The organism is Halorubrum californiense DSM 19288 (assembly GCF_000336875.1).
Lineage (GTDB): Archaea > Halobacteriota > Halobacteria > Halobacteriales > Haloferacaceae > Halorubrum > Halorubrum californiense.
The window spans coordinates 43,572-59,609 of record NZ_AOJK01000062.1 but is presented as its reverse complement, the minus strand read 5'-3'; the positions used below and the strand labels follow the sequence as shown (position 1 = coordinate 59,609).

At 59.9% G+C, this 16,038-nt stretch carries 8 protein-coding genes and 2 pseudogenes; 8 read left to right on the top strand and 2 right to left on the bottom strand.

Going from position 1 to position 16,038, the window contains the following annotated elements; all coding sequences use genetic code 11:
- Window positions 1–658, top strand: a pseudogene (locus C463_RS11850) (phosphoadenosine phosphosulfate reductase family protein); the annotation flags it as partial.
- 80 nt (window positions 659–738) lie between these two features.
- On the opposite strand, the gene C463_RS11845 reads toward C463_RS11850, so the two are convergent.
- The gene (locus C463_RS11845) at window positions 739–1,587 is read right to left on the bottom strand and encodes a hypothetical protein (protein ID WP_008444034.1); all 849 of its coding nucleotides are present in this window, start codon (window positions 1,585–1,587) and stop codon (window positions 739–741) included.
- A 137-nt stretch (window positions 1,588–1,724) separates the two neighbouring features.
- Between C463_RS11845 and C463_RS11840 the strand changes: the two genes are divergently transcribed.
- The 5 genes from C463_RS11840 to C463_RS19750 all read left to right on the top strand — a co-directional run bounded on the left by C463_RS11840 (window position 1,725) and on the right by C463_RS19750 (window position 6,832).
- A complete protein-coding gene (locus C463_RS11840; RefSeq protein WP_008444033.1) occupies window positions 1,725–2,243 on the top strand; it encodes a metal-dependent hydrolase in 519 nt (172 codons plus the stop codon).
- A 297-nt stretch (window positions 2,244–2,540) separates the two neighbouring features.
- Window positions 2,541–4,073 carry a histidine kinase gene (locus C463_RS11835; RefSeq protein ID WP_008444032.1) on the top strand — a complete coding sequence of 511 codons (1,533 nt, stop codon included), beginning with the start codon at window positions 2,541–2,543 and terminating at the stop codon, window positions 4,071–4,073.
- Window positions 4,074–4,251: 178 nt separating this feature from the next.
- A complete protein-coding gene (locus tag C463_RS11830; protein ID WP_008444031.1) occupies window positions 4,252–5,265 on the top strand; it encodes a sensor histidine kinase in 1,014 nt (337 codons plus the stop codon).
- A 627-nt stretch (window positions 5,266–5,892) separates the two neighbouring features.
- Window positions 5,893–6,471: a hypothetical protein gene (locus C463_RS19755; RefSeq protein ID WP_239638905.1), complete on the top strand. Its 579-nt coding sequence runs from the start codon at window positions 5,893–5,895 to the stop codon at window positions 6,469–6,471.
- Entirely contained in the window at window positions 6,461–6,832 is a 372-nt protein-coding gene (locus C463_RS19750; RefSeq protein WP_239638904.1) for a transposase, read from the top strand. Before C463_RS19755 ends, C463_RS19750 begins: the two co-directional genes overlap by 11 nt.
- On the opposite strand, the pseudogene C463_RS11820 reads toward C463_RS19750, so the two are convergent.
- A pseudogene (locus C463_RS11820) lies at window positions 6,829–7,924 on the bottom strand (IS630 family transposase). The gene C463_RS19750 and the pseudogene C463_RS11820 sit on opposite strands and share 4 nt — an antisense overlap.
- A 183-nt stretch (window positions 7,925–8,107) precedes the next feature.
- On the opposite strand from C463_RS11820, the gene C463_RS11815 reads away from it, so the two are divergent.
- Window positions 8,108–8,668 carry a metal-dependent hydrolase gene (locus C463_RS11815; RefSeq protein ID WP_008444030.1) on the top strand — a complete coding sequence of 187 codons (561 nt, stop codon included), beginning with the start codon at window positions 8,108–8,110 and terminating at the stop codon, window positions 8,666–8,668.
- 359 nt (window positions 8,669–9,027) lie between these two features.
- Window positions 9,028–16,029 carry an Ig-like domain-containing protein gene (locus tag C463_RS11810; protein WP_008444029.1) on the top strand — a complete coding sequence of 2,334 codons (7,002 nt, stop codon included), beginning with the start codon at window positions 9,028–9,030 and terminating at the stop codon, window positions 16,027–16,029.
- Window positions 16,030–16,038: the final 9 nt, after the last annotated feature.

Here is a 16,038-nt window from a genome sequence, read left to right as displayed (position 1 = left end):
CCTCGTGTACGCCCGCAACGAGGACGTGGGCGACTACGTCGCGGAACACGGCCTCGAACCCGGCGACGACATCCCCGTCGACGCGCTCTCGGAGCACAACCAGCACCACATCCGGGAGATCCTCGAGTTCGAGGAGGACACCTTCCCGTTCCTGCTCGACACGTACGTCGGGAACCACCTGCTGAAGACGGTCGCGCTCAACGACGCCCTCGAGGAGTACGACATCGACGGCGTCATCTCGGGCGTCCGCTGGGACGAGCAGGAGGCGCGCGCCGACGAGACGTTCTTCTCGCCCCGCCACGATCCCGACCTGTTCCCGCCCCACGACCGGATCCAGCCCATCCTCCAGTTCGCCGAGGCCGACGTGTGGGAGGCGTTCTAGAACTTCGTCGTCCCGGACACCGTCGAGGCGTTCCCCGACGAGGGGCACATCCCGCAGGCGGACGACGACCTCCCCGAGGGCGTCAGTCAGGAGGATATCCCCATCTCGCCGAAGTACTTCGCCGGGTTCCGCTCGCTGGGCAGCGAGGTCTCGACCGAGAAGACGACCGAGGAGCCCGCGTGGCTCCAGAACCTAGAAGATACGACCGAGCGCGCCGGCCGCGCACAGGACAAAGAGGACCTGATGGAGCGCCTGCGCGACCTCGGCTACATGTAGCGTCGGCCGGCAGGTGAAAGACTACCCTCGACGACAGGCCGTGCCGTCGCTCAGACCGGCCCCGTTAGGGTGAGAAGAGGTCAAGCGCGATCGTCTCGAGCGGGCACCTCGCGGGGCGCGAGGTGCGCGGTGACCTCGACCGGCGGGGCGACCCGTCGGTCGGGACGCGCACTCGGCCAGCCGAGTCGGAGCGGGTGTGCGTCGGCGATATCGATCCGGAGGCGCGCGTGCCTCGGGGCCGCGGCGACGAAGTCGCGCAGCAGCGCGCTGTCGAACTCGGCTCGGACCGTCGCGGCGGGCGCCTCGCCGGGGAGATCGGCGCCGGACCGCTCGTAGGCACCCGTCGACTGCGACGCGTCGTTGGGCGATTCCGCAGCCGCGCTCTTGATCCGAAAGGCGTTCCGGGAGCCGTCGTACTCGACGGCGACCGCCTCCGCGATCGCTGCGAAGTAGTCGCAGACCTCGGCGAGCGGTTCGGCGCGGTGGTGAAGCGTGGCCCCGCCCGGCCACTCGCGCAGTTGTGGGACCTGCGTCTCTGGTGTCGGGTCGACGGGCTGTTCGTGGGTGACGGTCGGGAGTGACACCGACAGCGTCGAATCGCTTGTCGCATACGCGAGCGTGACTGGATCCGACTCGGCCGAGACCGCTTCATCGGCGGTGATCGCCGCACGGAGCGCCGTCGGATCGAACGCCAGCCGACCCGGCGTGACCGCGTACTGGGAGCAGGTGTCGGCGTCAAGCGTCGCCGTCACCGACCGAGTGTGTGCGTCGTCGGCGGCACGAACGGCGAGCGTGTCCGAGGTGACCTGAATCACAATCTCGTCGCCAACAGCTGCCGCCGGAGCGAGCAGGTCTGCGAGTCGGGAGCGGTCCAGCGTGACCCGCAGGGAGACATCCGCCGACGCCTGCGTCGGCAGCCACGACCACATACGCGATACCTGTCAGCGGTCTAGATAAAACATCCGGTGGGCGGTCGACCGGCAACCTGCCGGCGCTTCACCGTACTCCGCACGTCGCACAGGCCGGGGGACGAACGTTCTTGTGCTTCGCCCGGAAATTCACGGGCGTGTTCCCCCACGAGCACCTGCTCGTCGCCCTCCTCCCGGTAGTGGCGTACGTCGCCGTTCGCGACCGGCACCTACCCACGCGCGGCGTGGCGTTCGCGACCGCGGTCGGCACCCAGTTTCCGGACCTCGTGGACAAGCCGCTCGCACACCAGTTCGGCGTGCTGCCGAGTGGCCGCGTCTTCATACACTCGCTACCGTTCGCGCTTCCGGTCATCGCCGGCGTGCTCGCGTACGGGCGGTCCACCGGGCGGCCGCGGGTCGCCGGCGCGTTCGCCGCCGCGTACCTGTCGCATCTGGTCGGCGACACGTACCGGAGCCTGCTCGCGGGGCAGGTTCCGCCGGACCTGCTGTGGCCGTTCGTCGCGGCGCAGCCGCGCCCCACCGTGCCGTTCTGGGCGGGCGTCGACGGGATCAACGTGCGACTCTGGACCGCCTTCTCCGCGGTCGTACTCGCGGTGACGCTGGCCGTGGTGACGTGGGACATCCGGCGACAACTCCGCAGAACAGCGCGCACGTAGCGCCGGCCCCTCGCCCTCGGTTCCGGGGGAGAGGGAGCGTGTGACGGTCTCCCTCCAGTGAGCGATATTATTTCACCTGTATTAAACTATAGAGATTCGAGAAGAATACCGGCGGTTTTAGGGTTTTTGCGTTACTCTGACAGAGGTCGTGTCGCTTCAACTGACCCGTTGCTGCGGCTGATGGGGCATGAGATAACCTGTAGCCGCACACTTCCTACCGACGTCGGCTCCCAAGTGGTAGTGCGAACAGTTCACACGACCAGTGAAATCCTATAAAAATAGACAATAATTAAATTCATGGATCGCGTGGCCCCAGAAGACCGTCTTATGTTCAAGCCGGAGGGTATCGTGATAGCAGCCGTCGCGTTCGTGTTGACACGCGGGACCGTCGCTGACTTACTGGTGACCGAAATGGGGTTTGCGATGAAAGCAGGAGCGGTGTTTATCATGACCATCGGATTCGGCATCGTCTTATACGGGATTAACCTCGCGGTCAGTACCCGGGATCGGACGTACACACGCACTGTCCTTCTGTGGTTCCTCGCAGGTGCTGCGGCGATCGGACTCATTCTCAGACCGTTGATTATGGCATCGTCGCCGGTGGATACTACTGGGGCAATCGCGTCCGTCGGGATCGTTGGCGGTGGCGCGGGGTTGCTTGTCGGAATTCGTGGAGCGGAGGCGGACCGCAAGCAGGCGATCGTCGACCGGCAAATCGAGCAAGCGCGGCTTCTCAACCGGATCCTCAGACACGAGGTCCGGAACTCAGTCACGATCCTGCGAGGGCACTCAGCGCTTCTCTTCGAGGACGACGAGAACGCCGGCGATCGGAGTCGGACGGCAATCACTGATGCGATCACTCGAATCGAGAGGGCTGTAGACGAAACCAAGTTCCTTACCGTCGGAACCGTCGACGGAGGTAGCGCGCTCGGGCCGGTCCGACTTGATGAAGCACTCCAGCGGCACGCGGGGCGCACCAACCGCACCGAATTGGTGGAATCGGTCCCGTCGGTGACGGTTACGGCGGACCAATATGTAGACCGGCTCCTCGACGAACTCGCGGCACTCCCTGAATCGGCGACCGTCGAGGACGGTTCGCTCACAGTCGCTGCTCGGGACCGTTTTGTGGACCTGTCTGTGACTGCGCCTGGTCGGTGGCTCAGTTCCCGCGAACGCGAGGTACTCGTCGAAGGCATTCCTGAACAGGAGCGTAACGACGTGGATCACGGCGTCCCAGTCCTGCGGCTTCTCGCGACCAGATACAACGGGGATGTTGAGGTCGACGCAACTGATGACGCGACGACCGTCCGCGTGCGGCTTCCGCGGACTGACAGCACCACCGAGTACGACGCGCCGGGAATCGCCAGTGGAACGCTCTGGCAGACGCTCGGTATCGGGCTGGCTGCCGGTATCGTCATGGGGGTGTTCTTTCAGGGAACGGCCGGAGCGCTCCCGGTGATCGGTGCCCTATATGGAGCGTCAGTCTCGTCTGTGGGGTGGATCGCACACCTGTTCCACAGCGGGGTGTTCGCGACGCTGTTTACCGTCGTCTGGTCGAGGTATGCCAAACCTTCCGGCGGGTCAGTCGGTGCCACCGTCTCCGCAGGCGTTGCGTACGGACTCCTCTTGTGGCTCGTCATGGCAGGAGTAGTTATGAGTCTCTGGTTGAACGCCGTGGGGGTTATGACTCCCCTCCCGAACCTCAACTTGGCTTCGCTCGTCGGTCATCTCTTGTGGGGCGGACTCGTCGGCGTTCTCTCGGCGATGCTCCCACGGCCCCCCGATGGGAAAGCGATCCGGAATCGACTGTTAGCTGTCATTGGTCGATGAGTGCCCGCAATCGATAACAAGCTCGTCAGTGACTCACGACTGAAGTCGCGGGTCGGTGACTTAGAGCCCCCACAGCGCTGTGACACCGACCGTCGTGCCGACCGCGAGCAGTAACCGAGACAAAGCCGATGACCATTAGATGTGAATTTTTAATACATAGGTGTATTGCGAATAGTGTATGACGGCTGACTCGCCGGGGGATCTTGAGTCTGAATTCTTTGCTGAAATGGTCAAATCAGTTGGCGTTGGCGTCGGTATCTACGGATCAGACGGACAATATGTCTACGTGAACCAAGCGTACGCGGATCTGTTCAATGCCACACCGGAAGAACTGACTGGAAAACCAATTTGGGAGGTGGTTACGACGCTTGAGGCAAGCGATTTCGATCAATACTGGGAGTCGTTTGAGGATGGAGACACCCGGGAAGCGGAGACGACACACAGCTACAATGGCCGTGAAGTTCTCGTTGCGACAGTCACGACACAGCGGTCAATCAATGGAACCGCGTATCACTTTGAGACGATAAAAGATATCACCGTACGGAAAGCTCGCGAGGAAGAAATTAAGCGTCAAAACGAACGACTTGAGAACTTCGCAAGCATTGTCTCTCATGATCTGCGGAATCCGCTAAACGTTGCTCAGGGGTACATTGACATGCTCCAAGCAGACATTAGCCGGGACGAGCTCCAGTTGGTAGACAACGCACTCGATAGGATGGGTCTACTAATTACGGAACTACTTGAACTCGCACAGAGCGGGCGTGAGATCGGTGAAACGGAGGCGGTTCAACTAAGCGACATCGCCGAAGACGGGTGGCAGACTGTAAGTACGACCGAGGCTGAATTCGATGTCTCGAAAGCGAATAAACGCATAATCGCTGATGAGTCTCGTCTTCGGCAGCTATTAGAGAACCTTTTTCGGAACGCGATCGAACACGCTGGACCAGATGTTCACGTAACCGTCGACACGACTACGGATGGATTTTGTGTGGCTGACAATGGACCGGGGATCCCACTGGATGAACGAGATCAGGTATTTGACACCGGCTACACAACTGAAGGGAAAGGAACCGGATTTGGGCTCAGTATCGTCCAGCAGATTACAACTGGTCATGACTGGGAGGTTAAGATAACGGAAAGTGTCGACGGCGGAGCCAAGTTTGTGTTCTCGGGGGGGGAGTTTGATGTGTGACGCCCAATATTGAGCTTCGTAGGGGTATAGACGATAACCGCCACAAGGGCAGCTGAGGCGGTGGCAGTACGTCGGCTCGGCACAATTGGTATGATTTCAATCATACTGGAGTCGATAACTGGTGGACTATCCGCCGGAGATGAGCGGGGTCATAAGCGAAGCCGATAGCGCTCGTATTCGCGCCGTTTTGTTATGTTATAGATCAAATTTTTGAGGGCGTGGAAATGTCAATAATATAGATGGTGGTGGCTGGATCTTTCAAATTCGAGATCTACTGTATTCAGTTCATCCTTGGATTTTTCCGTTTTAGCCCGTACACTAGATGATTGGAATGTCGATTGATGATCCAAACGAAGCTGAAACCGCACCGATCGAGATCCTACATGTTGATGATGATCCCACTTTTCTTGAGCTGACTGAATTGTTCATACAACGAGAATTAGATGCTGTTGAAATTACGGAGAATCGAGGAGAAAGCCCCGCGCTTCACAGTAGTTGCCGAACCTGACTGAGGTTCTTCACGCTGGGCTGTGTTGGTCACCAGATGGTCCAGACAGCTGAGGCGAAACAGGTTTGCCGTGCTGCGTCGACAACGCTGTTTCCGGAACTCGAATTCGGCGTGAAACCGTGTGGGAAGTACACGAGAGAGGATTTCTAGAAATCCTCTCTCGGATCGCTTTTGATCAGGAGTTCGCAAATACGGGTGGGAAAACGCTCCAGCTTGATCGTGACGAGCACGTCGATATCACCGCTACGGCTCGAAATTCGCTCGCTAAATCGCTGCTGTATCACTTGCGAAATCTCTCATCAGAGGCTATCACCGACCAGTTCGATGGCGTCCGAGATCGACTGTTCGAAGTCCTCCGGTCTCAGCGCCGACTTCCTGCGTTCGTCGATGTTGCCATCGATCTCCACGAGTGGCGCTTCTACGGGTCTGCCGACACTGACCACGTCTTAACCACGTATCCAGACCTCGGAACAAACAAAGCGTTTTGCTTCGCAACACTGTGTATCGTCGCTCCTCGCACGCGATTTACGCTTGCGGTGGTCCCGATGGACGCGAACGGCTTTCGCGCCAAGCGCGAAGCCGTTCGCTCCTTGCTCGAAACAGCCAAACAGTACGTCTCCATTCGACACGTCTACCTCGACCGTGGATTCTACCAAGTCCACGTCGTTACAGAGTTAGAACAGCAGGATGTTGATTAACCTCGACCGTGGATTCTACCAAGTCCACGTCGTTACAGAGTTAGAACAGCAGGATGTTGATTATATCGTGCGTGCGCGCCCGACCAGTGGAATGAAAGACCGTCTCAGCGCCGGCGCTGAGACGGTCGCAGACGAGTATACGATGCAGCGAAAGCGCAAACCAACGGCGTCGATAGATGTCACAGTCTTCGCGGTTCCGCACCGTACAAGCGAAGACGAGCACGTCTGGTTCGTGACGAGTTTGGACGTCAATTCGTCGACAGCGAAGGCGTACGCGGCGGCGTTCCGCCGCCGCTGGGGGATCGAAACGTCATATCGACAGCTCGGCGATTTTCTCCCGAGAACGTCGTCTAATGATTAAGATAACATTCGAAAGTCAAGGAACTGTTCACACCACTTCTTTGCGAAACTGACGCGTTTCGTTATTTTCTCAAAAGTTTCCTGAACGAGGTGTTTGAATTCCGCTTCGTTCTCAACGACAATTGGTGCCATCGTCCATTTGAGATACTTCCAGACTTGCTCGATTGGATTCAGGTCCGGTGAGCCTGATGGAATAAAAATCAGGTCAATTCCGAGCTGATGCGCGCGTCTGCGCGTGTATTCACATCTATGCGAACCGTGCTTGTCCAAGACGAGCAGAATCCGCTTGCCGGGATTCTGCTCACGGATCTTCTCTAATACCCCGCAAATCTGCTCTTTCTCTTCGTTTTCAGTAAACGTTACCAGACTCTCACCGTTGAGCGCGTAGAATCCGACCGCAGAATCGTGTGTCTTGACTAACTCCCGTTCGATGTGAGGGTCGTCAACGTACCAAACACGCCGCGAATTATCGTACGGCTGTGGCTTCGATGCATCAAAAAAACCCGAGGACGGTACCCCCATCAGTACAAATATCATCCTCAACAATCCACCCTTCTTCGTCTTCTCCCTCACGTTTGTTGTGTGGCTGGTCGTCCTCGTCGAGCGCGTCATCGACGCGCTCTTCGAGGATTTCATCAGGATTCTCTGGCCGATGTGGACGCTTTGGTCGTGGTTTCGCGTACGAGAGACCGAGTTTCCGAAGGAAAGTACCGAGGTAATTTGGGCTGTAGGAAACGCTAAATTCCTCCTGAAGGAGATGCTGAATCTCCTGTGATTTCCACGGTTGGCCGTCACGAAGCATCTCCACCAGCTCGTCTTGCTCATCCTCGTCGAGTTTCGGGGGCCGGCCGCCCCCGAAACTCGGCATCAGTCCTTCTAGACCATCCTCGTTCCAAGCATCTGCCCAGCGACCACCGGTGGCGGCCGACCGACCTTCGCGGTCGGCGGCCTCCGGAATTGAGTCACCCCGGTAGAGATTCTTCAAAAATCCAAGACGGCGGAGGTGGTGATCGTCTTCGGCCTCACGTAGCAGTTCATCGATTTCTTCCTCAGTCAAGTGATGCTCAATCTCTTTTCGACGTGAGCGCTCCATTACTCTTCTATCAAGCTTAACTAACAAAAGTTTTCATACTCATTAAAGGGGTGGGCTTTCGCCTCGCCACCGGTGTAAATTCGGGAATAGAACAGCGCGAGCAGTGAGGCGGTCTTTCCACCGGCGATCACGACCAGACAGGAAACCGGTGTCTTCAAGCCGACCGCACGGTCATCCGGAGACGTGCTTCCGTGGGGCCACGTCGCGGTCGGGTACCTCTGCCTGTCGCTCGCGGTGCGGGCCCGCGATCGGGTCCCGCCGCGGGGGCCGGCGGCGGTCGCGGTCGCGATCGGCACGCAGCTCCCGGACCTCATCGACAAGCCGCTCGCCTGGCGGTTCGGCGTCATCCCCTCCGGTCGGAGTCTCGCGCACTCGCTTTTGTTCCTCGCCGTCCTCGCGACGATCGCGTGGGCGGTCGCGGCGCGGTACGACCGCCGACCGGAGGGGACCGCCCTCGTCGGCGCCTCCCTGTCGCACGTCCTCGCCGACGCGTTCCCCGCGGCACTGGCCGGCGAGTGGGCGAAGCTCGGGATGCTGCTCTGGCCGATCACGCCCGTGTACCAGTACCCGGAGGAACTGGATTACACCATTATCGGATTCTTCCTCGAGTTGGAGCCGGCAGCGCTGGTGTCGCCCGAACTCGGGATCACGATCGCCGCGCTCGCGCTGTGGGTATACGACGGGACGCCGGGGATCGAGACGACGCTGCGCGCCGGTCGGCGACTGCGGTCCCGGTCGGAGTGAGCGCGGCCGATATTTACTATCGTAATCCGTCTGAAGTTCTCCTGTAGTTTTATAATTCTTCAATTAATACTTTGACAGAATTACGGGGGCTTGCGAGTGAGGGTACCACACACGCGTTTCGCTGGCCGACGCGGGTTGATTCGGATCGATGAAACGGCGTCGATACGACGGGGGGAGCCACCGACGAACGACGCGTCGGGGACCGCCTTCGGTATCGGCTGGATTCGGGCGGACGACGGCGTATCTAACACGCGCTTGGAATCCCTCGGCCGAGGATCTGTCGACGCGCTCGTCGGGAGCGTTACTGGGCCCACTCACGAGTATTCTCGTCCTCTCGTCCGAATCGGGGTGGTCCGCTCGTGACGACGCGGCGTGAACAGGCGAGCGCGGTCTTCTTTTCCGTCCTCATGGTCGTCTCGATGGTCGCCGGGAGCGTCGCGTTCGGCGGGCTCGCAGCGGCCGACGGTTCGGACGTCGCGCCCGGCGATAACGCGGGTCCCGGGCAGCTGTTCGACACGGAGACCGCGTCCGGGGAGAACGCGACTGCACAGACGGGAGCTAGCTTCGAGGTGAGCAATGCTGGCGATCTGACCGTCGATAACGGAACCGAAATCGCTCTCTCGGCTGACGTCGAAAATGGTGGCAACGAATCCAGGACACAGCCGGTGAGCCTCTCGATCGACGGAGCAGAGATCAGACAAACAGACCTGAACCTCTCGGCCGGCGAGAGTGAGACGGTCACGTTCCAAGGCGTTGAAACCGGCACTCGCGGGCCCGGTGACTACACGTACACGATCGCGTCTCCGGGCGATTCCGCCAGCGGAAGCTTGACAGTTCAGTCGACTGAGTCCGGCGATGAAAGCGGCGGAGGTGACGGGGGTGGCTCCGGTGGCGACGATTCGGATACTACGGCTGAGTTCCAGGTAAGCAACGCCGCCGATCGGACCGTCGACAACGGGACCCGGATCGACCTCTCGGCTGATGTCGACAACGTCGGAAACGGGTCCGGGACGCAAACAGTGAGCCTCTTGATCGACGACTCCGAAACCAACCAAACGAGTCTGACGCTCTCGGCCGGCGGGAACGACACCGTCTCGTTCCAAGGCGTCGACACCGCCGTCTACGGGTCCGGCGATCACACGTACACGATCGTGTCCACGAACGACTCCGCCGGTGGGAGTCTGACCGTTCAGTCGACCGAATCCGGCGACGGTGGCGATGACGGCGACTCTAGTGGCGACGGTTCGGGCACTACGACCGACGTGAACCAGAGCGCGTCGTCGGTCACGCCGACGGCGGCGGAAACCAACGAATCACGGACGTACTCCGTGACGGTCCGGGTCGACGACACGTCGCTGGCTAACGATACCGGCGAGGTCGATGTCCGATTCGAGGACTTCGCTCTTGACGCCGCCGGCAACGGGACTGACCTGACGATCGAGTACACTGCGGACGATGTGACCGACAGCACGCTCACCGTGTCCGAGAGCGTGAACGCGACCGCGCCAGCGACGAACGGCACGCGTGACGTCGACGTCACCGACCTCCGCCGTGATACCAGTGGCGATGGGACCGGGTTCCTGATCGAGGACGCGAACGTCACTATCGGAACCATCGTCGTGAGTGAGAACGAGACGAGCGACGGCACCGTGACCGAGACCACTACGATCACCAGTGATGCGGTCGGTACGCAGCAGGTCGACGTCGATCCGAGTGACCTAGAAGGTAACGGCGAAGACGAACCATACGAGATCTCCAACGCCTCTGAGTTACAGGCGATGGAGGACGACCTGGACGCGAATTACGAGTTAGTCACCGACATCACCGCTAATACCTCATCGTGGAACGGTGGAAGTGGATTCGATCCGATCGGGAAGAGTTTTGAACAGAGATTCGCCGGATCACTTGACGGCAACGGGCATACGATCACAGGGCTGTATATTGACCGCCCGGACACGAGATACATCGGGCTCTTTGCGAGTATATCCAGTGAGGCAGACATTAGCGACGTCTCTCTTACGGAGTTCACGATTGTCGGTTCCGGGAACGTCGGCGGACTGACCGGCGATACTGAAGGAACTATTCTGAACGCGACAGTCTCTGGGAGCGTCAACAGTACCAGCCAAGGCACGAATTCGGATACAGGTGGACTCGTCGGTGAGAACGCTGATCCGGGGAGTATAACGAACGTCACAGCTTCTTCGATCACGATCGAATCTGCTGACAAAGGGGGCGGACTCGTTGGTCAAAACCTCGGAGAGATTCAGGACGCCAACGCCACTGGTACTGTAACCGGTGACATACGACTCGGTGGGCTCGTTGGGGAGAATCTCGGCACGATTAACAACGCGACGGCCACGAGCAGCGTCAACGCGACCGGTGCTGGTATTGTAGGTGGACTTGTGGGACGAAACGGCGGCACAGTAACCGATGCGACAGCATCCGGCAAAGTCACCAGTGACGGCAGCGAGGTCGGCGGACTGGTTGGAAACAACAGGAACGGGATCATCACCGACGCGACCGCCTCTGGCGATGTTGCCGGTTCAGAGGGACTTGTTGGTGGATTGATCGGACTCAATGACGACGGACAAGTCACGAACGCCGCCGCGTTTGGGAGTGTAACCGTCAAGAACGGTGATACTGTGGGCGGCCTCATCGGAAGCAACGTCAACGGGGCAGTTCAGGAAGCGTTCGCAGTTGGGTCAGTATCCGGGAACGATCCAGTCGGCGGACTGGTAGGAGAAAACGATACTATAAACTCCGATCCCGGGACGGTTGAGGACTCGTACTGGAACAACGAAACAACTGGGCAATCGACTTCCGACGGGAACGCGACCGGCCTGACCACGTCGCAGATGACCGGCGAGGCAGCCCGCAGCAACATGTCCGGGCTGACCTACGGCGAGATCTGGGAGATCCGCCAGAACGACTATCCCGCGCTGATCGAGAACCCCGAAGGGCCGACCGCGAACGACGACGAATACACTATCTCCGAAGATGAGACGCTCAACATCTCGTCGCCGGGCGTCCTCAGCAACGATACCGACCCGGACAATGATACGCTAACTGCCGTACTGGTAAGCGGTCCATCGAACGGGGACGTGACTCTCAACGCCAACGGGAACTTCGAGTACACGCCGGACGCTAACTTTGCGGGGACGGACTCGTTCACCTACAACGCCAGCGACGGTACGCTCAGCGGTACCGGGACGGTAACGATCAATGTCACCGGAGTGAATGATCCCCCGACGGCGGTCAATGAAAACTACAGCACACCCGATGGCACGACGCTGGACGTCTCGCCGCGGGGCGTGCTGGAGAACGATTCGGACCCGGACGACGTGCTCAACGCGACGCGCCTGAGCGGTCCGACGAACGGAACGTTGACGCTCAATGAGGACGGGAGCTTCGAGTACGCGCCGAACCAGAGTTTCATCGGCACAGACTCGTTCACCTACAACGCCACCGACGGAGAACTGAACGACACGGCGACGGTGACGATCACCGTCATCGCGGTGAACGAACCCCCGACGGCGGTCAATGACAGTTACGACGCGGCCGAGGACACGACACTTACCGTCTCGTCTCCCGGCGTCCTCGACAACGATACGGACCCGGACCCGAACGACGTGCTCAACGCGACAATCGTGAGCGATCCGGCGAACGGGAACGTGACGCTCAATCCCAACGGAAGCTTCGGGTACACGCCAGACGCTGACTTCGCGGGGACGGACTCTTTCAGGTACAACGCCACCGACGGTGATCTCAGCGATACCGGGACGGTGACGATCACCGTCAGCGAAGTGAACGATCCCCCGACGGCAGTCAACGACAGTTACAGCACGGAGGATGGTACAGTGCTGAACGTTTCGGCGCCGGGCATATTGGAGAACGATCCGGACCCGGACGGCGACACGCTGAACGCGGCGCGCGTGAGCGGTCCGACGAACGGGACGTTGACGCTCGACGCCAACGGGAGCTTCGACTACACGCCTGGTCCGGATTTCATCGGCACGGACTCGTTCACGTACAACGCCACCGACGGAGAGCTGAACGACACGGCAACTGTCACGATCGACGTTACGGACGACACCGTACCGGTGTTAACCGACGCGACCGCGCAGAGCAGCAACGGGGACCAGACCGTCCGTGACGGCGAGACCGTCGTGGTGAGTGTGAACGCGAGCGACGTAGAGGGTAGCGACATCTCGTCCGTGACGGCCGACGCCAGTGACCTCGGGGCGGGCACGGTAAGCCTGAGCGAAACGAACATCAAGGGCGTCTACAACGGCAGTTTCACCGTGAACGCGAGCGAGGTGTCCGACGGCCGAGTGTTCCCGGACATCACTGCGACCGACGAAGCGGGGAATCAAGACACCACCCGACCAACGATAGGAGTTCTCCTAGACACGACGCCGCCGGAAGCGGACATCGATGCCAACCGAACGACGGTCCAGCCGGGTGGATCCGTCGAGTTCAACGTCAGCGGATCGAGCGATCCCGGGGACTCGTCCTCTGGACTGAATCGATACAACATCACGGCCAACGGGTCACAAATTGGAGAGGGGGGGTTCGACATCGACGAGACCGTCACGAACCAATTCGAATCGTCGGGAACGTACACCGTCGAACTCACGGCGAGCGACTTCGCGGGCAATACCGACACCGAAACCGAGACGATCACGGTCGGAACAGGGAATGCGGCTCCGACCGGCGAGTTCGTCGTTGAGCCCGGCGACTGGTCGATGCCGAACGGTGATGCCGCCAAAACGAGTTACAATCCCGAGTCGGATGACCCACGGAACATAACCCGAGATTGGGAAGTGAACGACACGGCAGTCGTCCGACCCTATGTGGTATCTCAGCCGGTGATAGTAAACGACACCGTCTATGTTGTCGGGTTTAGCGGGAACGTAACTGCCGTCGACGCCGCCACCGGGTCTGTTCTATGGACGGAACCGGTCCTTACCGACGGCGGGAACGAAGCCTATCTCGCCGTTCACAACGGCACCGGATACGCCGCCAACCGTAGCCACGTGACCGCATTCGATCCCAGCGACGGATCGGTGGACTGGCGATACGACGACCTCGCCGGGGGCAAGGTGAGAGACCTAACCGTCGCCAATGAGACGGTGCTGTTCGGGCTGGAGGATCCCGGCGTCGCGTACGCGCTCGATGCTGATACCGGGACTCAATCATGGAGCTACACTTCCCCTACCCGAACGTCAGGGATCGCGGTGAAGAACGGTACTGCGTTCGTGTCTGGGGACAATGCCGATGATTCGAACGGTGTCGCGACGTGGATAGCCGGGGTTGCTATCGACAACGGGACCGTCCTCTGGAGTGACGAAATATCGTCGGCAGATCCGGATGTTAAGTATGACTCAGAAGAGCCGCCGGTCGTTTCGAACGGAAGCGTTCACCTCCCCGTTGAAAAAACAGTTGAAAGGGGACTTTCGTCGGATGCGTACGGTTACGTCTACGTATACGATACGACGGGTGGGCTGACGTGGACGGCGAACTACACGTCGCCAGCGAGATGGACGCCGAAGATCGCGGTTGCCGACGGTACCGTTTATGCGAACACGAACGCCGATGACCGAATGTTTGCCCTGGACACTGGAACGCAAAGTGTCCCGTGGAACACGTCGGAATTCGACGTAGGAGCTTCTGAAGGGAACCGAGGAACGCCGGTCGTCGCCAATGAAACCGTCTATGTCGGCGACTCGACGGGAGATATCCACGCGTTCGACGCGGGATCAGGTAGTCAGGTGTTCACGGAATACACCGGGTGGAATGGACCAACGAAAGTGTCCATCGCCGATGGAACACTGTACGTTACCGACGGGAGTGGCGATCTACAGGCATGGTCCGCAGCTACTACCGACGAAACCGACGCGCCCGCGCCCCCAGAAGTGAACGTGACGGCCTCGTCCGTTTCGCCGACTAGCGTCACCAGCGGCACACAAGAGACGTTCGAGGTCGCGGTCGGGATCGACAACACGTCGCTGGGCGACACGGCGTCGGGTGACGTTACCGTGGCGTTCGAGGGGTTCAATCTCAGTATCGACGACGACGAGCTCGCCGGACCGGAAGAAGAGCTTCGGATCGACTACACCGATGCGAACGTCTCGAACGGAGCGATCAGCGTCACGGAAACCGTTTCAGCGACCACCCCGTCGATAGCGGGACCGTATCCCGTTAATGTCACAGACGTGGAAGTAGCGACCACGAGTGACACCGACGAGTTCCTAATCGAAGACGAACTCGTCACTATCGATACAATCGAGGTGACCGACGGATCCGACGACGGTGCTGGATTACCCGAAAATGGCACCGAAGACGATCCGTACCGGATCGCTAACGCATCCGAACTCCAGGCGATGGAAGACGACCTGAACGGGAATTACGTGTTGGTCGCCGACATTGACGCCTCCGACACTGCGCAGTGGAACAACGGGAGCGGGTTCGATCCGGTTGGAGGAACGCTATTCAACAACGACCTTCCATGGTTCCGCGGAACGCTGGACGGGAACGGTCACACGATTACCGGACTCACGATCGATCGTCCAAGTGAAGACTTCGTCGGGATATTCAGGACCAGTGCCGGAACAGTATCGAACGTATCGCTGACGAACGTTACAGTAACTGGCAACTCCAGAACCGGTGTTGTCGCAGCAGCCAACCCAGGGGATATCTCGGACACGAACGTCTCCGGGAACGTCACTGGCGATAGATACGCTGGTGGGGTCGTCGGAGACAATCCCGGTTCGATCACGAATGCGACGGCGTCCGTGACTGTCAGTGGCGGGCAAGACGTGGGCGGACTCGTCGGCGGAAGCGACGGCACAATCACGGCTGCGACGGCGTCCGGGAGCGTTAACGGGACCGGCGTCGTGGGTGGCCTTACCGGGTCAAACCAAGGTGTGATTTCGGACGCAAACGCATCCGGCAGCGTCACTGGAAGCGAGTTCGGCGACATCGGTGGACTCGTTGGTAGGAACGCAGGAACGATTACGGCTGCGACGGCGTCCGGCAACGTGACTGGGATCGGCGACTCGGGTAATAGCGTCGGTGGACTCGTCGGCGGAAACACTGGCACGATCACGAATACGGCAGCATCTGGACGCGTGAGTGGGAGTAGTAACGTGGGGGGACTCGTGGGTAAGAACGACGGCGGCGGCAACAGAGATGGCGGAACGATCCGAGAGTCGTTCGCTGTCGGGCTTGTGTCGGGAGAGAACGGTGTCGGCGGCCTCGCGGGAAGCAACATCGCGTACGATGAAACCACGGGGNGGGGAGCATTTTCGAATCCTACTTCGATTCACGGACGACCAATCAGCCTCCATCTGAGAATGTGACGAGTCTCA